Origin of the sequence: Catenulispora pinisilvae (assembly GCF_015356865.1) — a bacterium.
GTDB lineage: Bacteria > Actinomycetota > Actinomycetes > Streptomycetales > Catenulisporaceae > Catenulispora > Catenulispora pinisilvae.
Window position 1 is genome coordinate 1 of the sequence record NZ_JAAFZA010000123.1, and the last position, 19,874, is coordinate 19,874.

Here is a 19,874-nt window from a genome sequence, read left to right on the forward strand (position 1 = left end):
CCTCAGCCCCCGCAGACTCCCCACCCCGGCCGACGTCCTGCCCCTGGAACTGCACCCGGTACAACTCGGCATAAAGCCCGTCCGCGGCCAGCAACTCCTCATGCCGCCCGTGCTCCACGATCCGCCCGTCGTCCACCACCAGGATCTGGTCGGCGTCCCGGACCGTCGACAGCCGGTGGGCGATCACCAGCGACGTCCGTCCCCGCAACGCCCGCGCCAGCGCCCGCTGCACCGCCGCCTCGCTCTCGCTGTCCAGGTGCGCCGTGGCCTCGTCGAGCACGACGACGCTCGGCGCCTTCAGCAGCAGCCGGGCGATGGCCAGCCGCTGCTTCTCGCCGCCGGAGAGCCGGTAGCCCCGGTCGCCGACCACCGTGTCCAGGCCGTCCGGGAGGGTCTGCACCAGGTCCAGGATCTGCGCGTCGCGGAGCGCTTCGACCAATTCCGGCTCGGTCGCCGTCGGCCGCGCATACAGCAGGTTGTCGCGGATCGTGGTGTGGAACATGTGCGCGTCCTGCGTCACCGTGCCGACCGTGGCGTGCAGCGATTCCAGCGTCACGTCGCGGATGTCCGTGCCGCCGATCCGGACCGCGCCGGAGAGCGGATCGTACAGCCGGTTGGCCAGCGAGGTGATCGTCGTCTTGCCCGCGCCGCTCGGCCCGACCAGCGCCACCATCTCCCCGGCCGCCGCGCGGAAGGTCACGCCGCGCAGCACCGGCGCCGACGGCGCCTGGTCCAGGCGCGCCACGGACTCCAGGGACGCCAGCGACACCTCCTCGGCGGTCGGGTAGCGGAAGGCGACGTCGTCGAACTCGACCGCGACCGCACCCTCGGGCAGCACGGCGGCGTCCGGCTTCTCCTTGATCATCGGCTCCAGGTCCAGGACCTCGAAGACCCGGTCGAAGGAGACCAGGGTCGACATCACCGTGATCCGGATGTTGGTCAGGGCGGTGAGCGGACCGTAGAGCCGGCCCAGGAGCGCGGCCAGGGCCATCAGGGTGCCCAGGGTGATGGAGTGGCTGATCGCCAGGCGGCCGCCGATCAGGTAGGTCAAGGCGGTGGCCAATGCGGCGACCAGGGTCAGCGCCGTCATGAAGAACGCGCCGGTCAGCGCGATGCTGACGCCCGCGTTCCGGACCCCGGCGGCCTTCTCGGCGAACTCCGCGTCCTCCTCGGCGGGCCGGCCGAACAGCTTGGTCAGCAGCGCTCCGGAGACGTTGAACCGCTCGGTCATCATCGCCGACATGTCGGCGTTCAGCTGCATCTGCTGCCGGACCTGGCCCTGCATCCGCTTTCCGACCCGCCGGGCCGGCACCAGGAACACCGGCAGCAGCGCCAGCGAGAGGATGGTGATCTGCCAGGACAGGTAGAACATGGTCCCGGCGACCAGCACCAGGCTGATGACGTTCGACACCACGTTGGACAGCACCGAGGTGAACGCCTGCTGGGCCCCGATGACGTCGCTGTTCAGCCGGGAGATCAGGGCACCGGTCTGGGTCCGGGTGAAGAAGGCGATCGGCATGCGCTGCACGTGCGAGAACACCCGCGTGCGCAGGTCGTAGATCAGGCTCTCGCCGATCCGGGAGGACAGGAACCGGTTCACCAGCGAGGCCGCGGCGTCGCCGACCGCGACCACGGCGATGATCAGCGCCAGCTTGGTGACCACCTCGCGGTCGCCCTTGAGCACCCCGTCGTCGACCAGCTTCTGAGCCAGCAGCGGCGGCATCACGACCAGGACCGCGTCGACGATCGTGATCGCGAGGAAGATCCCGATCAACAGCCGATAGGGCCGGGCGATCTCGAAGATCCGCTTGATGGTCCCCGGAGCCAGCTTGTGGTTCAGGATCTCCTTGTCGTTCCGGCCTCGGGCGCCGCGCATCATCATCATGCCCGGCGAGCCCATTCCACCACCCATCGACACGCGCGTTCGTCCTCTCTCCACCGGCTAGGCCCACCGTGATAAATGCGCGGAGTTCTCCGCGGCATTCCCATAGCCTTCAGCCATGTTGAACCCCCCGGACGCGTTTTCAGAAGACGATCTGCGTCTGCTGTTGGCGAACAACTGGGGACTGACCGCCGCGCGGCTGGAATACGTCCCGGTCGGGTTCGGATCGCACCACTGGTCGGTCCGGGACTCCCGCGGCGGGCGGTGGTTCGTGAACGTGGACGAGCTGGCCGCTTTCCCACTGGCCACCGACGACCCGTTGCGGAGCCTGCGCAACGCGCTGAGCGTACCGCGCGCCCTGGTCGACCACGGCCACCGGCTCACCGTCGCGCCGGAGCGGACCGGGGACGGCGCGGTGCTCGCCGAGCTCGGCGAGCAGGGGTTCGGCCAGCACGGGTTCGCGGTCTCCGTGTATCGGCAGCTGGCGCCGACTGCTCCTGATCGACTGGGACAGCGCGCTGATCGGGCCGCCGGAGCGCGACCTGTGGAACTTCGGGCTCGGCGAGCCGCGGTTCCGCGAGCTCTACCAGCTGCGCTGGGACCTCTCGGAGACCGCCGTCGACCTGGCCCGGTTCGCGGCCCGGCACACCGACGGCGACAACGAGCGGGCCACCTGGACCAACCTCGTGGACTCCCTCGCCGCGCTGGAAACTACCGCCGCTAATATCGGAGCACCATGGACTTCACGACACTGAGCGCCCACCAGGGCAAAGTCATGGTCTCGGTCGGGGACTCCTTCACCGAGGGCATGTGCGACGACACGCTGCCGGACGGCTCGTTCCGGGGCTGGGCGGACCGGGTGGCCGAACGGCTGGCCGTCGACGACCCGCACCTGCGCTACGCGAACCTCGCGGTGCGCGGCAAGCTGATCGGGCAGATAGAGCGGGACCAGATCCCGCTGGCCGCGAAGATGGACGCCGACCTGATCACCCTGGCCGGCGGCCTGAACGACGTGCTGCGCCCGGGCTGCGACATGAAGGCGGTCGAGGCCAGCGTCCGGTCCTGCTTCCAGCAGCTGGCCACCACCAAGGCCACGATCGTCCTGTTCCACCCGACCGATCCGCGCCGCCGGATGCGCGGCTCGCAGCGGCTGATGCCGGCCGTCAACCGGCTGATCGAGCTGGTGGACGAGTTCGGCCGGGCGCACGGCGCGGTGGTCGTGGACCTGTTCTCGGCCCGGGTCTTCGACGACCCGCGGATGTGGGCCGAGGACCGCCTGCACTTCTCCCCCGAAGGCCACCGCCGGGTCGCCGAGGCGGTGCTCCAGGCGCTCGGCGCCGAGCCGAGCTTCGACTGGAGCTCGGGGCTGCCGCCGGCCCGGCCGAAGCCGTTCTTCCAGGCCCGCCGCCAGGACCTGCGCTGGATGCGCGTCTACCTGCTGCCGTGGATCGGCCGCCGGATCACCGGCAAGTCCTCCGGCGACGGCCGCCAGGCCAAGCGGCCCGAGCCGACGCCGGTGTCGGAGCTGCCGCAGTAGCGGGAATCAGCGACGCCGCTGCCCGTAAAGCCGTGACCGCCGGCCTGTGATCACAGGTCGGCGGTCCAGGTCTCGCGTTCGGGGTATCAGGAGTCGAATCAGGACCCGTATCAGGACTCTCCGGTCCCGGCCAGGTCGTGGAACCGGCGGGTCTGAGCCGCCCGCTCCGCGGCCCGCTGCTCGTCATAGGAACGTCCCGCCGCCGCCCGTAGCAGCGCCTTCGACTCCGTGACCGCGCCGCGCGGGGCGGCCAGCAGGTCGGCAGCCAGCTTCGCGGCCGCGGCGTGCAGATCCTCGCGCGGCACGACGTGGTTGGCCAGGCCGATCCGCAGCGACTCCTCGGCGTCCACGTAGCGCGCGGTGGCCACGATCTCCAGGGCCCGCGAGTAACCGACCGCGTCCACCAGCGGCTGAGTCCCGGCCAGGTCCGGCACCAGGCCCAGGGCCGGCTCCTTCATGCAGAACAGCACGTCGTCGGCGGCGATCCGGATGTCGCAGGCCAGCGCCAGCTGGAAGCCGGCGCCGATGGCGTGGCCCTGCACCGCGGCGACCGTGATCAGGTCATTGCGACGCCACCAGGTGAACGCTTCCTGGTAGCCCGCGATGATGCGGTCCACCTCCTCGTCCGAGGCGGTGGCGAAGGTCGCGAAGTTCTCGAACATCGACCGGTCCAGGCCGGCGGAGAAGGACTTGCCCTCCGAACGCAGCACGACCACCCGCACCGTGCCCGGCAGCCCGGAGCCGATCGCGGCCAGCGCGGCCCAGAACTCAGGGGTCTGGGAGTTGCGCTTGTCCGGCCGGTTCAGCGTGACCGTCGCCGCCTCGCCCTCCAGCGCCACGTCGATGCCCGCCTCCGCGGCCTGGCGTGCGGTGTCTTCCCAGCTCATGCGCTCTCCTGAATCCGTGCGGACCGTGCCGAAGAGCGAGACTACCCGCGGGTAACTTGTTGCGCCACCGCGATGCCCGACAATGGAGGTGTCCCGGGCCGGCCTGGAGCGGCAAGGGGCGCTGCGGGAAAAGGAAGAGGGCGGGGTGCCCATCACGCACCCCGCCCCTTCGTCACCGGTCGGCTGCCCGAACTCCGGCCGGCTTACTGCTGCGAACCCGCGTTCGGGTTCAGGCGGTCTTCGCCTTGCCACGCGTCGCGCCGCCCCGGCCCCGAAGCGTCACACCGGATTCACTGAGCATCCGATGCACGAACCCGTACGAACGCCCGGTGGACTGGGCGAGGGCGCGAATGGACTCGCCCGCCTCGTACTTCGTCTTGAGGTCGATCGCGAGCTGCGACCGCGCGTCGCCGGTCACCCGGCTGCCCTTCTTGAGAGTCTCGGCCACACGTGCCTCCTGGAGTGGATGTGCGCTCTAGGTACACATGATCACCCCTCGCAGCGCTCTTGGCCACCGATTCGGCGATGTTGCCCATAACATCAATGTCACGTCGCCCGATCCGACCAGTAGATCACCCAGATTTGTCCGGTAATCGCATGATCCTGTTCCCGTGACGAATCAGCCCACGATGAAAAGTCCCGCCCTGGCGGAGTATGGCGAATCGCGGTGTCAGGCGGGGTGCCGGACGTGAACGATCGTCGGGTCTGAGTCTGGGTCCGGTCCGGGGCTAGGCGAGCGACACCAGATCCAGATACTGCTCGCTCCACAAGTCCTCGTCGCCGTCCGGCAGCAGGATCACCCGCTCCGGATTCAGCGCCTGCACCGCACCCTCATCGTGGGTCACCATGATCACAGCGCCCTCATACGTCCCGAGCGCCCCCAGGATCTCCGCGCGGGAGGCCAGGTCCAGGTTGTTGGTGGGCTCGTCGAGCAGCAGCACGTTCGCCGTGGAGACCACCAGGGTGGCCAACGCCAGCCGGGTCTTCTCCCCGCCGGAGAGCACCCCGGCCGGCTTGTCGACGTCGTCGCCGGAGAACAGGAACGAGCCGAGCGTCTTGCGGACCGCCACCAGGTCCAGGTCCGGTGCGGCGCTGCGCATGTTCTCCAGGACCGTGCGGTCCGGGTCCAGGGTCTCGTGTTCCTGCGCGTAGTAGCCCAGCTTGAGGCCGTGGCCCTCCTCGACCTTGCCGGTGTCCGCCTGCTCGACCCCGCCGAGCAGGCGGAGCAGCGTGGTCTTGCCGGCGCCGTTCAGGCCCAGGATGACCACCTTGGAGCCGCGGTCGACGGCCAGGTCGACGTCGGTGAAGACCTCCAGCGAGCCGTAGGACTTGGACAGCCCGGTGGCCATGATCGGGGTCTTGCCGCACGGCGCCGGGGTCGGGAAGCGCAGCTTGGCGACCTTGTCCGTCTGGCGGACCTCCTCCAGGCCGGCCAGCATCCGGTTGGCACGCCGGGCCATGTTCTGCGCGGCGACGGTCTTGGTGGCCGAGGCCCGCATCTTGTCGGCCTGCGCGTTCAGCACGGCGGCCTTCTTCTCGACGTTGGCGCGCTCGCGCTTGCGGCGGCGCTCGTCGTCCTCGCGCTGCTTGAGGTAGAGCTTCCAGCCCATGTTGTAGTAGTCGATGGCGGCCCGGTTGGCGTCCAGGTGGAACACCCTGTTCACGGACGCCTCGACCAGGTTCACGTCGTGGGAGATGACGATGAACCCGCCCTTGTACGTCTTCAGGAACTCGCGCAGCCAGACGATCGAGTCGGCGTCGAGGTGGTTGGTCGGCTCGTCCAGGAGCAGGACCTCGTTGTCGCCGAACAGGATCCGGGACAGCTCGACCCGGCGGCGCTGGCCGCCGGACAGGGTGTGCAGCGGCTGGCTCATCACGCGGTCCGGCAGGCCCAGCGCGGAGGCGATGGTCGCGGCCTCGGACTCGGCGGCGTATCCGCCGCCGGCGACGAACTCGTCCTCCAACCGCGCGTAGCGGCGCATCGCCTTCTCGTGCGTGGCCGCGTCGTCGGAGGCCATGCGCTTCTCGTTCTCGCGCATGCGGCGCATGATGTCGTCCAGACCGCGCGCGGACAGGATGCGGTCGCGGGCGATCACGTCCATGTCGCCGGTGCGAGGATCCTGCGGCAGATAGCCGACCGGGCCGGTGCGGCTGATGGTGCCGGCCGCCGGGATGGTCTCACCGGCCAGGGTCTTGGTGAGCGTGGTCTTGCCGGCGCCGTTGCGGCCGACCAGGCCGATGCGGTCGCCGGGACCCACTCGGAAGGAGGCCTTCTCGATCAGGATGCGGCTGCCGGCCCGGAGCTCGACGTCGGTTGCGGTGATCACAACGCACCATTTTACGGGGCTCGCGGCACCCCTCCGGAACGCTTTTCGCCAAGCCCGCAGTTCAGATCACGGCCGGTGTGACTCAGATCGCCTGAAGACCGGCTATCAGGCGCGAGCCCAGACCGCGGTCCACCCGCTTGCTGTCCCGCCAGCACACCGCGAACGAGCGGCCGGCCCGCCAGGAGCTCAACGCCGTGCGGGTGTAGCCGACGGTCGCCGAGGGCAGGTCGTCGACCTTGAACCAGCCCAGCTTCTCGCACTTGCCGGGCTCGGCGTTCACCGGACCGCCGGACCAGCGGCTGGCCGCGAAGAACAGCTGCATGCGGGGATCGCCGTCGGCCTCGCGGTGGTGGACCGTCACGGCGTGCTCCAGGTCGGCCGGGTCGATCCGCACGCCCAGTTCCTCGCGCGCCTCGCGGACCAGAGCCTGCACGGCGTCCTCGCCGGCCTCGACGTGGCCGGCGGGCACATGCCACCGCCCGGCGCCCCACACGGGACCCTTGCGCAGACCCAGCAGGACGCGCTCGTCGTCAGGCCGCTGCAGGATGAGGTGAACAGCGAGCAGACATGCCTCACGGCCGTTGTCGGTCGCCTTCCGGGTCCCGGACACTGGCTCCCCCTTTGTACGCAACTCTTGACCATCTCGTTACTTGTAACAGGTACCAACCTACCCACACGTACCGCCGTTTACGCAAGACTTCGGCGCCTGCGAATGCACATGCATCCGCCGAAGTCGGCGGTCGGGACGAGCGCTGAACCCCTTTACCGGCAAGCAAAACCGCCCGATCCAGGACGGACCGGGCGGTGCATTGGTGACGTCCGCCTCAACGACGGGAAGACGACACTGAGGATGTCGGGCGCTGAAACCAGCGGCTGGATCAGAGACTGAATCAGACGTTGAATCCCAGGGCCCGAAGCTGCTCGCGCCCGTCGTCGGTGATCTTGTCCGGACCCCACGGCGGCATCCAGACCCAGTTCACCCGGAAATCGGCGACCAGGCCGTCCAGCGCCATCCGCATCTGGTCCTCGATGACGTCCTGCAGCGGGCAGGCCGCCGAGGTGAGCGTCATGTCGACGACGGCGATGTTGGCGTCGTCCACCGTGAGTCCGTAGACCAGGCCCAGATCGACGACGTTGATCCCCAGCTCGGGGTCCACCACGTCGCGCAGCGCCTCGGTGACGTCCTCGACCGGTGCCAGTTCGGTCGTGCTCATGCCTTCACACCACTCTCTGTGTCATCCAATGCCTGCGCGGTCGCGTCCTTCCACGCCATCCACGACAGCAGCGCGCACTTCACGCGCCCCGGGTACTTGGCGACGCCGGCGAACGCCACGGCGTCCTCCAGCACCTCCTCGTGCTCCTCGGCGAACTCCGGGCCGTCCAGCTTGGACTGCATCAGCCGCAGGAAGGTCTCCTGCACCTCGCGCGCCTGCTCGACGGACTTGCCGATCAGCAGGTCGGCCATGACCGAGGCCGAGGCCTGGCTGATCGAGCAGCCCTGGGACTCGTAGGAGATGTCGCTGATCACGTCGCCCTTGAGGTCCACCCGCATGGTCACCTCGTCGCCGCACGTCGGGTTGACGTGGTGCACCTGCGAGGCGAACGGTTCCCGCAGCCCCTTGTGGTGCGGGTGGCGGTAGTGGTCCAGGATGATCTCCTGGTACATCGATTCCAGCTGCATCTCTTACCTCCCAGCCTTCGCCGTGTTCCCAGTCAACGCTTTCAGACTCCGAAGAACTGCTTCACCTGGTCCAGACCCTCGACCAGGGCGTCGACCTCGGCCGGCGTGGAGTACAGATAGAACGACGCCCGCGTGGTCGCGGGAATTCCGAACCGCACGCACACCGGCCGCGCGCAGTGGTGCCCGACCCGCACCGCGATGCCGTGCTCGTCGAGCACCTGGCCCACGTCGTGCGGGTGGATGTCGCCGAGCACGAACGAGATGGCCGCGCCGCGGTCCTCGTTCGTCGCCGGGCCGATGATCCGCAGCCCCTCGACCTCCTGCAGGCGCCCCAGCGCGTACTCGGTGATCGCGTGCTCGTGCCCGGCCACCTTGTCCATGCCGATGCCGTTGAGATAGTCCACGGCCGTGCCCAGCGCGATCACCTCGGCGATCGGCGGGGTGCCGGCCTCGTACTTGTGCGGCAGGCCGGCGTAGGTGGACTTCTCCATCGTGACCGTCTGGATCATCTCGCCGCCGCCGAGGAAGGGCGGCAGCTCCTCCAGCAGGTCCCGGCGGCCCCACAGCACGCCGACGCCGGTCGGGCCCAGCATCTTGTGCCCGGTGAAGGCGACGAAGTCGGCACCGAGCGCCTGCACGTCCAGCGGCAGGTGCGGCGCGGACTGCGAGGCGTCCAGCACCACCAGCGCGCCGACCTCGTGCGCGCGCTTGACGATGGTCTCGACCGGGTTGACCGTGCCCAGGATGTTGGAGACGTGGACCAGCGAGACCACCTTGGTGCGCTCGTTGATCAGCTCGTTCAGGTTCGACAGGTCCAGCCGGCCCTCGTCGGTGATGCCGAACCAGCGCAGCTTGGCACCGATCCGCTCGGCGGTGAGCTGCCACGGCACGATGTTGGAGTGGTGCTCCATCTCCGAGATCACGATCTCGTCGCCGGGCCGGATGCCGTAGGGCGCCTCGGCCCAGCCCAGGACGTTCGCGACCAGGTTCAGCGCCTCGGAGGAGTTCTTGGTGAAGACGACCTCCTCGCGCGCGCCGGCGTTGATGAAGGCCGCCACCTTGTCGCGCGCGCCCTCGTACAGCGCCGTGGCCTCCTCGGCCAGCACGTGGATCCCGCGGTGCACGTTGGCGTTGTGCAGCGAGTAGTACTCCACGATGGTGTCGATCACCTGCTGCGGCGACTGGGAGGTCGCGGCGTTGTCCAGGTAGACCAGCGGCTTGTCGCCGTGCACCGTGCGCTGCAGGATCGGGAAGTCCTTGCGGATCGCGTCCGTGTCAAGGAACTGAGGATTAACGACCATATCGGATCAGGCTCCAGCCTTGGCGTAGCTTTCGTAGCCCTCAGATTCCAGCTTGTCCGCCAGTTCCGGGCCACCCGATTCCACGATGCGGCCATCGGAGAAGACGTGGACGTAGTCCGGCTTGATGTAGCGCAGGATCCGCGTGTAGTGCGTGATCAGCAGCGTGCCGACCTCGCCGGACTCCCGGACCCGGTTCACGCCCTCCGAGACGGTCTTCAGCGCGTCCACGTCCAGGCCGGAGTCGGTCTCGTCCAGGATCGCGATCTTCGGCTTCAGGAGCTCCATCTGCAAGATCTCGTGGCGCTTCTTCTCGCCTCCGGAGAAGCCCTCGTTGACGTTGCGCTCGGCCATGGCCTTGTCCATCTGGATGGCTTCCATGGCGCCGTTGACTTCCTTGACCCAGGTGCGCAGCTTCGGGGCCTCGCCGCGGATCGCGGTGGCCGCGGTGCGCAGGAAGTTGGAGACGGTGACGCCGGGGATCTCCACCGGGTACTGCATGGCCAGGAACATGCCGGCCCGGGCCCGCTCGTCCACGGTCATCGCCAGCACGTCCTCGCCGTCCAGGGTGACGGTGCCGGAGGTGATGGTGTACTTCGGGTGCCCGGCGATCGAGTAGGCCAGGGTGGACTTGCCGGAGCCGTTGGGGCCCATGATGGCGTGCGTCTCACCCTCCTTGACCGTGAGGTTCACCCCGCGCAGGATCTCGCGCGGGCCGTTCTCGCCCTCGACCGTGACGTGCAGGTCCTTGATTTCCAGGGTCGCCATGACTCTCTACGCCTCCTTCACGGCGACGTACAGGTCATCGCCTTCGATCTTCACGGGGTACACCGGCACCGGCTCGGTGGCCGGCAGGCTGGAGGGCCTGCCGGTCTTCAGGTCGAACATCGAGCCGTGCAGCCAGCACTCGATCTCGCAGTCCACGACCTCGCCCTCGGACAGGGCCACGTTCGCGTGCGAGCACACGTCGTGAATGGCGTAGAACTCGTCGTCGTGCAGCACCACGGCCACCGGGGTCTGGCCGGCCACGACCGCCTTGGGCTGGTCCGGGGTGACCTCGGAGACGCCGCAGACGCGGACCCAGGTCTGTGTCTCGGTCATACGGCCGCCCCCGCGGTCACCGCGCCCGCGAGCTCTTCCTCCACCTTGGTCATCAGCCGCTCCTGGACATCGGGGATGCCGATGCGGCCGATCACGTCGGCGAAGAAGCCGCGGACCACCAGGCGGCGGGCCTCGTCCTCGCGGATGCCGCGGGCCTGGAGGTAGAACAGCTGCTCGTCGTCGAAGCGGCCGGTCGCGCTGGCGTGCCCGGCGCCGACGATCTCGCCGGTCTCGATCTCCAGGTTCGGCACCGAGTCGGCGCGCGCCCCGTCGGTCAGGACCAGGTTGCGGTTCAGCTCGTAGGTGTCGGTCTGCTCGGCCTCGGCGCGGATCAGGACGTCGCCGACCCAGACCGTGTGCGCGTCCTGGCCCTGGAGCGCGCCCTTGTAGGTCACGCGGGACTTGCAGTGCGTGGCGCTGTGGTCGACCAGCAGGCGGGACTCCAGGTGCTGGCCGGCGTCGGCGAAGTAGACGCCGAGCAGTTCGGCGTCGCCGCCGGGCTCGGTGTAGGCCACCCGCGGCGTGAGCCGGACCAGGTCGCCGCCGAAGGTGACGTTGATGGACTGGAACCGCGCGTCCCGGCCGAGCTTGGCCTGCTGCTGGGACAGGTGCACGGCGTCGTCGGCCCATTCCTGGAGCGCGATGACGGTCAGGTCGGCGCTGTCGCCGACCAGGAACTGCACGTTCTCCGAGTAGGTGGCGCTGCCCTGGTAGTCCAGGACCACCACGGCCTTGGCGAACGGCTTCACGTCCACCAGCACGTTGCCGAACACGGTGCCGCCGGTGCCGGTCAGGCTCACCCGCACCGGCTCGGCGACCTCGGCCTCGGCCGGGACGGTGATGACGGTGGCCTCGGTGAAGCCGGCCCAGGCCAGCGCCGAGGTGCGGTCCACCGGGATGCCGGCCTTGCCCAGCCGGGCGTCGTCGCGGCCCACGGTCTGCACCACAACCGGCTCCGGAGCAGTGATCTCGACCGCGAGCTTGCCGTCGGCCGCCGGGGACTCGTGCAGCCCGCGCAACCGTTTCAGCGGGGTGAAGCGCCAGTCCTCCTCGCGGCCGGTCAGGGCCGGGAAGTCCGCGGGGTCGAAGGAGGCGTGGCGCTCCACGCGCGCGTCGGTCGGCTGGCTCACGGCGCGGCCGGTGCCCGGGCCGGCGAGGCGGTTGCCCGCGCCGGGCTCGTTCACGGTGACGGCTGCGGCGGTCTTGGAGCCCACCTGGTTCTGCGGATCAGACATCGATGTCCCGTACTCGTGGCTAGAGGTTCGTTAGAGGTCTGTTTCGGACAAGGAACGCGGGCGTCAGCCGACCGCGCCCTCCATCTGCAGCTCGATCAGCCGGTTGAGCTCCAGCGCGTACTCCATCGGCAGCTCGCGGGCGATCGGCTCGACGAAGCCGCGGACGATCATCGCCATCGCCTCGTCCTCGGTCATGCCCCGGCTCATCAGGTAGAACAGCTGGTCCTCGCTGACCTTGGAGACGGTCGCCTCGTGGCCCATGGACACGTCGTCCTCGCGGACGTCCACGTAGGGGTAGGTGTCCGAGCGGGAGACGGTGTCGACCAGCAGCGCGTCGCACTTCACGGTGGACTTGCTGTGGTGCGCGCCCTCCTGCACCTGGACCAGGCCGCGGTAGGAGGTGCGGCCGCCGCCGCGGGCCACCGACTTGGAGATGATGGTCGAGGAGGTGTGCGGCGCGGCGTGCACCATCTTGGCGCCGGCGTCCTGGTGCTGGCCCTCGCCGGCGAAGGCGACGGACAGCGTCTCGCCCTTGGCGTGCTCGCCGAGCAGCCAGACGGCCGGGTACTTCATCGTCACCTTGGAGCCGATGTTGCCGTCGATCCACTCCATGGTGGCGCCGGCCTGCGCGGCGGCGCGCTTGGTGACCAGGTTGTAGACGTTGTTCGACCAGTTCTGGATGGTGGTGTAGCGCACCCGGGCGTTCTTCTTCACCACGATCTCCACGACCGCCGAGTGCAGCGAGTCCGAGGAGTAGATCGGCGCGGTGCAGCCCTCGACGTAGTGGACGTAGGAGTCCTCGTCGGCGATGATCAGCGTCCGCTCGAACTGGCCCATGTTCTCGGTGTTGATGCGGAAGTAGGCCTGGAGCGGGATCTGGACGTGCACGCCCTTGGGGACGTAGATGAAGGACCCGCCGGACCACACCGCGGTGTTCAGCGCGGAGAACTTGTTGTCGCCGGTGGGGATCACGGTCGCGAAGTGCTCGCGGAACAGCTCCGGGTACTCCTTCAGAGCGGTGTCGGTGTCCAGGAAGATGACACCCTGCTCCTCCAGCTCCTTGTTGATCTGGTGGTAGACGACCTCGGACTCGTACTGCGCCGCCACGCCGGAGATCAGCCGCTGCTTCTCGGCCTCCGGGATGCCCAGCTTGTCGTAGGTGTTCTTGATGTCCGCCGGCAGGTCGTCCCAGGACTCGGCCTGCTTCTCGGTGGAGCGCACGAAGTACTTGATGTTGTCGAAGTCGATCCCGCCGAGGTCCGCGCCCCACACCGGCATCGGCTTCTTCTCGAACAGCCGCAGGCCGCGCAGCCGCATGTCCAGCATCCACTGCGGCTCGTTCTTCTTCGCGGAGATGTCGCGGACGACGTCCTCGTTCAGGCCGCGGCGCGCCGAGGAGCCGGCGACGTCGGAGTCGGCCCAGCCGTACTCGTAGGTGCCGATGCCTTCGAGCTGCTCGTGTGAGGTGGTGGTCATAGCGCGTTCCCTCCGGAAACCTCATTGCTCTTGCTGGTCCCGGTGGCTGTCGCTGTCATCGGGATGAAAGTCGTGCACACGCCGTCGCCGTGGGCGATGGTCGCCAGTCGTTGGACGTGGGTCCCCAGCAGCTCGGCGAAGGCCTCGGTCTCGGCCTCGCACAGCTGCGGGAACTGCTCGGCGACATGCGCCACCGGGCAGTGGTGCTGGCACAGCTGCTCGCCGGCGGCGGGCGCCTTGCCGCTCTCGCGGAGCGTGGCGGCGTACCCGTCGTCGGTCAGCAGCTTGGCCAGCAAGGCCGGCCGCTCCTCGGCGGGCACCGCGTCCATCCGCTCCCGGAACCGGTCCGACAGCTCCGCGACCCGCTTGCGCGCGAACGCCTCGACCGCCTCGGCCCCCACACTGTCGGCGAGGAACTTCAGCGCGTCGACGGCCAGTTGGTCGTACGCCTGATAGAAGACACTCCGGCCGCTGTCGGTGAGCGCGAACACCTTCGCCGGACGCCCCCGGCCGCGCTGGCCGTACGTCCGCTGCTGCCGCGCCTCCACAAGATTCTCAGCGAGCAGCGCATCCAGGTGACGCCGGACACCGGCCGGCGTCATCTTGAGCCGCTTGCCGAGATCGACGGCGGTCGACGGGCCGTTCGCCAAAATGCTGCGCGCGACCCGATTACGCGTACCGACGTGCACGTCAGAAGCGTCGTCGGCGGGCGACGACGCACTCACGATCGGGTTCGGCACACTTTCCACAACACCAGTGTGCCTTTATTCGTTCCCGCGCACCAAGTAAGGGGGACCTAATAAGTCACGCAGATGTGACCTAATTCACGCGCGGGCGGCGACTCGGAGCGGGGCTCGGACGACGGCGCCTCAAGCCGAGCCTACGCCTGGCGCGCAGGTGGTTCGGCACGGGGCCCGATCATCGGGCACAGGCGACCGTCCTGGAACATCCAGACCTGGAAGACGGTGTCATATTCGTCCAGCACGAACACTTGCAAGACCTCGGGTGCGCGCCACTGGACGCTCGCGATATGGGCGAGCAGGCCGCCGATGTCCACATGGTTCAGCGTGCCCGCGAAGACCACGCACCCCGGAGCCTTGCCTCCGCCCCACTGCGTGCGCGGGCCAGTGGTCTCAGCGAGATTGCCGACCCACCTCCCCTCGACCGGGCCGCCGACGCCCCGGACCGGTGCCTCCTCGTCGATCCATCGGCTCAGTGCCTCGACAGTGGGCTGATCCGGGAAACCGACGGAGACCATGATGTCGGTGAGGTGACTCATCCCTGCTCCCCAGCCCTAAATCGCCGCGTGCCCCACCAAAGCCGCCGCCCCGATCAGCCCCGCGTCCCCGCCGAGCGCCGCCGGATGCACCGTCACATCGCGGGTGAACGACAGCCGCGCGTACTCCTTCAAATGCTTGCGCAGCGGCGCGAACAGCACCTCCCCCGACTTCGCCACGCCGCCGCCGATCACCGCCGCCTCCATGTCCACCAGCGCCGCGGTCCCGGCGATGGCCGCCGCGATCGCCTTGGCCGAGCGGTCGTAGGAGGCCAGCGCGATCGGGTCGCCGGCGCGCGCCGACTCGGCCACCTCCGCGGCGGTGGCCTCGGACGCCGGGCCGCCGCCGGGGCGCTGCCAGCCCTCGCGCACCGCGCGGGCGGCGATGGCGGTGCCGCTGGCGATCACCTCGACGCAGCCGCGCGCGCCGCACGGGCACGGCGGGCCGTCGAGTTCCACGCAGATGTGGCCGACGTGCCCGGCGTTGCCGCTGGGGCCGGGGCGCAGCTTGCCGCCGAGGATCAGGCCGCCGCCGACGCCGGTGGAGACCACCATGCACAGCACGTTCTCGCGGCCCTTGGCGGCGCCGCGCCAGTGCTCGCCGGCGGCCATCGCGACGCCGTCGCCGGCCAGCGTCACCGGCCGCCCGGTGGCGTCGGCGACCCGGGCGACCAGCGGGAAGTCGCGCCAGGCCGGGATGTTCAGCGGGCTGATGGTGCCCTTGGCGGCGTCGATGGGCCCGGCGCTGCCGATGCCCACCGCGCCGGCCTGCTCCCAGCCCGGGTCCGCGGCCAGCTGCGCGAGCAGGCCCTCGACGGCCGCCATCGGCTCGACGGCCGGGGTCGGCCGTTCGTGCCGGGTCAGCAGGACGCCATCGGCATCGACCAACCCCGCCGCGATCTTGGTGCCGCCGATGTCGATGGCCGCGTACACACTTCCTCCGGGTGTTCGGGACGACGCTTGTCTAAGGCCGACGCTTGTTCAAGAAGGACGCTTGCTCAAGGAAAACGTTTTGCTCCGGCTCGGCGAGCGAAAGCCGCCGAACCGGGGCTCGGTAGCCCCGGCTCGGCGGCACCATGCTCAGGTCTTCCGGGCTACCCGAGCGCCAGCTCGTCGATCGCGGCCAGTTCCTCGGCGGTGAACTCCGGCCCGGACACCGCGGCCACGTTCTCCTCCAACTGCGCCACCGACGACGCCCCGATCAGCGCCGAGGTCATCCGCGGGTCACGGATCACCCACTGCGTCGCCATCTGCGCCAGGCTCTGCCCGCGCTTGCCGGCCAGCTCGTTGAGCCCGCGCAGCTTGGCCAGCACCTCCGGCGTCAGGTTGTCCTTGGACAGGAAGCGGCCGATCGAGGCCCGCGACCCGGCCGGGACGCTCCCGTCCAGGTACCGCGACGTCAGCAGCCCCTGCGCCAGCGGGCTGAACGCGATGCAGCCCATGCCGGTCTCGGCGGTCGCGTCCAGCAGCGAGTCGTCCTCGATCCAGCGGTTCAGGATCGAGTACGACGGCTGGTGGATCAGGGCCCGCACGCCCATCTGCCGCAGCAGCGCGGCGGCCTCGCGCGTCTGCTCGGAGTTGTAGGAGGAGATGCCGACGTACAGCGCCTTCCCCTGCTGCACCGCCGAAGCCAGCGCGCCCATCGTCTCCTCCAGCGGAGTCTCCGGGTCGAAGCGGTGCGAGTAGAAGATGTCGACGTAGTCCAGGCCCATCCGGCCCAGCGACTGGTCCAGCGAGGCCAGCAGGTACTTGCGCGACCCCCACTCGCCATAGGGCCCCGGCCACATGTCGTACCCGGCCTTGGTGGAGATCACCAGCTCGTCCCGGTACGGCCGGAGGTCCTGCGCGAACAGGTGCCCGAAGTTGACCTCGGCCGAGCCGTAGGGCGGCCCGTAGTTGTTCGCCAGGTCGAAGTGCGTCACCCCGAGGTCGAAGGCCCGCCGCAGCACCGCGCGCTGCTCGTCCAGCGGCTTGCCGTCCCCGAAGTTGTGCCACAGCCCCAGCGACACCGCGGGCAGCTTCAGCCCGCTGGCCCCGCTGCGCCGATAGGGCATCCGGCCGTCATAGCGATCGGGCTCGGCGGCATAGGTGGGTAGGACGTTCATCTGGTTCAGGCCTCCGAACCGGTGGTGCGGGTGAAGCGGAGTGTGACTAGCTGGAACGGCCGCAGGTTCAGCACGAGTCCATCGTTGTCTGTGGCCACGCTCACAGCCTCTCGGGTGATCGGCCGCTCAAGCAAATCGCAGATCTCAAACCCCGAGAAACCGAAGTTCGGCGTGACGCGTGCCGTGGCCCGGCCGCCGTTGGTTTCGTAGACCCGCAGGACCACGTCGCCACTGCGATCGTCGGCGAGCTTGATCGCGGAAGCCGCGACGGCGTCGTTGTCGATGGTGAACAGCGGCTCGATGACAGTGCCGGGCTCACCGAAGGACGGACCGTAGAAGGGGTTCACCAGGCGGGCCTCCCGGACCGCGTCCCCGATCGCCGCGCCGGGCGCCACCGCGTGGCGGAAGGTGTGCTCGCCCTGGTCCGTCTCCGGATCGGGGAACCGCGGCGCGCGCAGCAGCGAGACACGCGCGGTGACCGTGGTCCCGCCGTCCTCGCGCACGGTGCGTGTGACGTCGTGGCCGTAGGTCCCGCTCAGGATCGCGACGCCGAAGCCCGGCTCCTCGAAGTGCAGGAAGCCGTGGTTGCAGGCCTCGAACTTCGCGGCCTCCCACGAGGTGTTGGTGTGGGTCGGCCGGTAGATGTGGCCGAACTGGGTCTCCGAGGCGTAGCGGTCGGCGTGGATGTCCATCGGGAACGCGAGCTTGAGGAACTTCTCGGTCTCGTGCCAGTCCACCTCGGTTCTGAACTGGACCGCCTTGGACCCGCTCTCCAGAAGGATGACCTGTTGGACCGTCGAGGCGCCGAACGATCGGCGCACGCTGACGCCCGCCACCCGCGGCGCGCCGCTGTCGAACGCCGAGAGCTCGTCGACCTCGGTCAGGTCCGTCACGGTGTTGCGGTAGAACTCGTCGACGTCCCAGGCGTCCCACATGTTCGGGAAGTCCGGGTGGATCTGGAGCAGGTTCGCCGCCGCCCCGGGCGGCAGGGTCTCCCGTTCCTGTTCGAGGTCGAAGAGCGAGACCACCAGGCCCCGGTCGTCGATCTCGACCCGGACCAGGCCGTTCTCCAGCACGTGGCCGCCGCCGGCCCGGTCCGAGACGCTGACCCGGCCCTGCGGCTCGACCTGCGCTCCCGCGCCGCCGGCCGGGATCCCGTTGATCTCATACGGCGCGCCGTTGAAGACCACCGGGCTGCTCGGATCGGGCCTCCCCTGGCCGGCCAACGCCAGGTGGGCCGCGAGGATCCCGGCGATGAGGGTATCCGCGACCTCCCGGTACGTCTTCTCCGCCTCGCGGTGCACCCAGGCGATCGACGAACCGGGGAGGATGTCGTGGAACTGGTGCAGCAGGACCGTTTTCCAGATCCGGTCCAGCTCGTCGTACGGATACTCGTACCCGGCCCGCACAGCCGCCGTGGCCGCCCACAGCTCGGCCGTCCACAGCAGGTGCTCGCTGTTGCGGTTCCCCTGCTTGGTCTTCGCCTGGCTGGTCAGCGTGGCCCGGTGCAGCTCCAGGTACAGCTCCCCCACCCACACCGGCGGGTTCTGGTACTCGGCCTCGGCCTTGGCGAAGAACGCCGCCGGCTTCTCCCAGACGACCTTCGCCGACCCCTCCAAGTCCTTCATCCGCTTGGCCTTGGCGACCATCTCGCGGGTGGTCCCGCCGCCGCCGTCGCCCCAGCCGGTCGGGGCCAGCGACAGCGAGGCGCGGCCCTTGTCCTTGAAGTTGCGGGCGGCGTGCGCGATCTCGCTGCCCTTCATCGAGCAGTTGTAGGTGTCGATCGGCGGGAAGTGGGTGAAGATCCGGGTGCCGTCGATGCCCTCCCACAGGAAGGTGTGGTGCGGGAACTTGTTGACCTGGCTCCAGGAGATCTTCTGGGTCAGCAGCCACTTCGAACCCGCCGCCTTGATGATCTGCGGCAGGCCGCCGGCGAAGCCGAAGGTGTCCGGCAGCCAGGCCTCGTCGTTCTCGACGCCGAACTCGTCCAGGAAGAAGCGCTTGCCGTGGACGAACTGCCGGGCCATCGCCTCCGAGCCGGGCATGTTCGTGTCCGACTCCACCCACATGCCGCCGGCCGGCACGAAGCGGCCTTCGGCGACGGCCTTCTTGACCTTCTCGTAGACCTCGGGGCGGTGGGTCTTGATGAAGTCGTACTGCGCGGCCTGGGACATCGTGTAGATGAACTCGGGCTCGGAGTCCAGCAGGTTGGTCATGTTCGCGGTGGTGCGGGCGACCTTGCGGACCGTCTCGCGCAGCGGCCACAGCCACGCCGAGTCGATGTGCGCGTGGCCGATCGCGGAGATGGTGTGCGCCGAGGGCACGGCCGGCTTGGCCAGCACCCCGGCCAGCTGCTCGCGCGCGGCGGCCGCGGTGGCGTTCACGTTCTGCAAGTCGACGGCGTCCAGCGCCTTCTCCACGGCGCGCACGATGTCGTAACGGCGCGCCGAGTCCTCGGGCAGCTCGGCCATCAGCTCGCCGAGCACCTCCAGGTCGGCGACCAGGTTCCAGACCGTCTCGTCGAAGACCGCCAGCTCCAGCTTCTCCAGCCGGTACTGCGGTTCGTCGCCGGCCGTGTCCTTGTCCCCGAGCAGCGTCGGCAAGAAGGGGTGGTAGTCCAGGATCACCGGGTTCGACGCGGCCTCGACGTGCAGCAGCACGTCCTCGCCGCCGGCGGCGTTGTCGGCCACCCGCACCCACTGGTTGCGCGGGTTCAGGCCCTTCACCGGCGAGCCGTCGGGCCGGTAGACCAGGCCCTCGCACTGGAAGCCGGGCATGTTCTTGTCGAACCCGAGGTCGATGATCGCCTCGACGGTCTTGCCCGCCCACTCGGCGGGCACCGTCCCGGAGACCGTCAGCCAGCTCGTCCCCCACGGCGCGCCCCACCGGTCGCCGACCGCGACCGGCTCGCGCGGCGCGGCCAGACCCTCGGCCACCGGGACCGGCTCGCCCGGGGCCACCCAGATCGACCCGGTCAACGGCACCGACGCCGGGTAGACCGCCGGGGCGATGCGCTCCTCCAGGACGCGCTTCAGGCGGTGTTCCACCAAGGACCGGTTATCGTGCATC

The 19,874-nt window shown here is 69.4% G+C and carries 19 protein-coding genes; 2 read left to right on the top strand and 17 right to left on the bottom strand.

All coding sequences use genetic code 11. The features are described from left to right. The coding region (locus IZR01_RS28850; RefSeq protein WP_194925695.1) for an ABC transporter ATP-binding protein at positions 1 to 1,900 on the bottom strand (1,900 nt) is incomplete at its 3' end. Positions 1,901 to 2,000: 100 nt separating this feature from the next. Here IZR01_RS28850 and IZR01_RS28855 point away from each other — a divergent pair. Then, entirely contained in the window at positions 2,001 to 2,606 is a 606-nt protein-coding gene (locus IZR01_RS28855; RefSeq protein WP_194925685.1) for a hypothetical protein, read from the top strand. 12 nt (positions 2,607 to 2,618) lie between these two features. Further along, a complete protein-coding gene (locus IZR01_RS28860; protein ID WP_194925686.1) occupies positions 2,619 to 3,419 on the top strand; it encodes an SGNH/GDSL hydrolase family protein in 801 nt (266 codons plus the stop codon). 110 nt (positions 3,420 to 3,529) lie between these two features. On the opposite strand, the gene IZR01_RS28865 is transcribed toward IZR01_RS28860, so the two are convergent. From IZR01_RS28865 to IZR01_RS28940, 16 genes are all read right to left on the bottom strand, one after another. Continuing rightward, positions 3,530 to 4,306 carry an enoyl-CoA hydratase/isomerase family protein gene (locus IZR01_RS28865; RefSeq protein ID WP_194925687.1) on the bottom strand — a complete coding sequence of 259 codons (777 nt, stop codon included), beginning with the start codon at positions 4,304 to 4,306 and terminating at the stop codon, positions 3,530 to 3,532. Positions 4,307 to 4,535: 229 nt separating this feature from the next. Next, positions 4,536 to 4,754: a helix-turn-helix domain-containing protein gene (locus tag IZR01_RS28870; protein ID WP_194897647.1), complete on the bottom strand. Its 219-nt coding sequence runs from the start codon at positions 4,752 to 4,754 to the stop codon at positions 4,536 to 4,538. 280 nt (positions 4,755 to 5,034) lie between these two features. Then, on the bottom strand, positions 5,035 to 6,633 hold the full coding sequence (locus IZR01_RS28875) for an ABC-F family ATP-binding cassette domain-containing protein (RefSeq protein WP_194925688.1): 1,599 nt from the start codon (positions 6,631 to 6,633) through the stop codon (positions 5,035 to 5,037). An 82-nt stretch (positions 6,634 to 6,715) separates the two neighbouring features. Then, the gene (locus tag IZR01_RS28880; protein ID WP_323746584.1) at positions 6,716 to 7,243 is read right to left on the bottom strand and encodes an NUDIX hydrolase; all 528 of its coding nucleotides are present in this window, start codon (positions 7,241 to 7,243) and stop codon (positions 6,716 to 6,718) included. Between the two features lie 280 nt (positions 7,244 to 7,523). Further along, the gene (locus IZR01_RS28885; protein WP_012786480.1) at positions 7,524 to 7,847 is read right to left on the bottom strand and encodes a metal-sulfur cluster assembly factor; all 324 of its coding nucleotides are present in this window, start codon (positions 7,845 to 7,847) and stop codon (positions 7,524 to 7,526) included. Then, positions 7,844 to 8,314, bottom strand: a complete 471-nt coding sequence (sufU, locus tag IZR01_RS28890) for a Fe-S cluster assembly sulfur transfer protein SufU (RefSeq protein ID WP_194897645.1) — start codon at positions 8,312 to 8,314, stop codon at positions 7,844 to 7,846. Before sufU ends, IZR01_RS28885 begins: the two co-directional genes overlap by 4 nt. Before the next feature lie 41 nt (positions 8,315 to 8,355). Beyond that, positions 8,356 to 9,615, bottom strand: a complete 1,260-nt coding sequence (locus tag IZR01_RS28895) for a cysteine desulfurase (protein WP_194925689.1) — start codon at positions 9,613 to 9,615, stop codon at positions 8,356 to 8,358. Positions 9,616 to 9,621: 6 nt separating this feature from the next. Next, positions 9,622 to 10,380 (bottom strand): Fe-S cluster assembly ATPase SufC, encoded by a 759-nt coding sequence (sufC, locus tag IZR01_RS28900; protein WP_194897643.1) that lies wholly within the window; start codon positions 10,378 to 10,380, stop codon positions 9,622 to 9,624. A gap of 6 nt (positions 10,381 to 10,386) precedes the next feature. Further along, the gene (locus IZR01_RS28905) at positions 10,387 to 10,713 is read right to left on the bottom strand and encodes a non-heme iron oxygenase ferredoxin subunit (protein ID WP_194897642.1); all 327 of its coding nucleotides are present in this window, start codon (positions 10,711 to 10,713) and stop codon (positions 10,387 to 10,389) included. After that, the gene (gene sufD / locus IZR01_RS28910; RefSeq protein ID WP_194925690.1) at positions 10,710 to 11,948 is read right to left on the bottom strand and encodes a Fe-S cluster assembly protein SufD; all 1,239 of its coding nucleotides are present in this window, start codon (positions 11,946 to 11,948) and stop codon (positions 10,710 to 10,712) included. Before sufD ends, IZR01_RS28905 begins: the two co-directional genes overlap by 4 nt. A gap of 63 nt (positions 11,949 to 12,011) precedes the next feature. Beyond that, positions 12,012 to 13,424 (bottom strand): Fe-S cluster assembly protein SufB, encoded by a 1,413-nt coding sequence (sufB, locus tag IZR01_RS28915; RefSeq protein ID WP_194897640.1) that lies wholly within the window; start codon positions 13,422 to 13,424, stop codon positions 12,012 to 12,014. Further along, positions 13,421 to 14,173, bottom strand: coding sequence for a helix-turn-helix transcriptional regulator (locus IZR01_RS28920; protein WP_194897639.1), 753 nt, complete (start codon positions 14,171 to 14,173; stop codon positions 13,421 to 13,423). Before IZR01_RS28920 ends, sufB begins: the two co-directional genes overlap by 4 nt. Positions 14,174 to 14,304: 131 nt before the next feature. Beyond that, positions 14,305 to 14,703 carry a squamosa promoter-binding protein 15 gene (locus IZR01_RS28925; RefSeq protein WP_194897638.1) on the bottom strand — a complete coding sequence of 133 codons (399 nt, stop codon included), beginning with the start codon at positions 14,701 to 14,703 and terminating at the stop codon, positions 14,305 to 14,307. 15 nt (positions 14,704 to 14,718) lie between these two features. Next, complete coding sequence (locus tag IZR01_RS28930) at positions 14,719 to 15,633, bottom strand: ROK family protein (protein ID WP_194925691.1); 915 nt, start codon at positions 15,631 to 15,633, stop codon at positions 14,719 to 14,721. Between the two features lie 161 nt (positions 15,634 to 15,794). Next, entirely contained in the window at positions 15,795 to 16,805 is a 1,011-nt protein-coding gene (gene mgrA, locus IZR01_RS28935; protein WP_194925692.1) for an L-glyceraldehyde 3-phosphate reductase, read from the bottom strand. A 5-nt stretch (positions 16,806 to 16,810) separates the two neighbouring features. After that, positions 16,811 to 19,873 (bottom strand): alpha-mannosidase, encoded by a 3,063-nt coding sequence (locus IZR01_RS28940; RefSeq protein ID WP_194925693.1) that lies wholly within the window; start codon positions 19,871 to 19,873, stop codon positions 16,811 to 16,813. Between the last annotated feature and the right edge of the window lies 1 nt (position 19,874).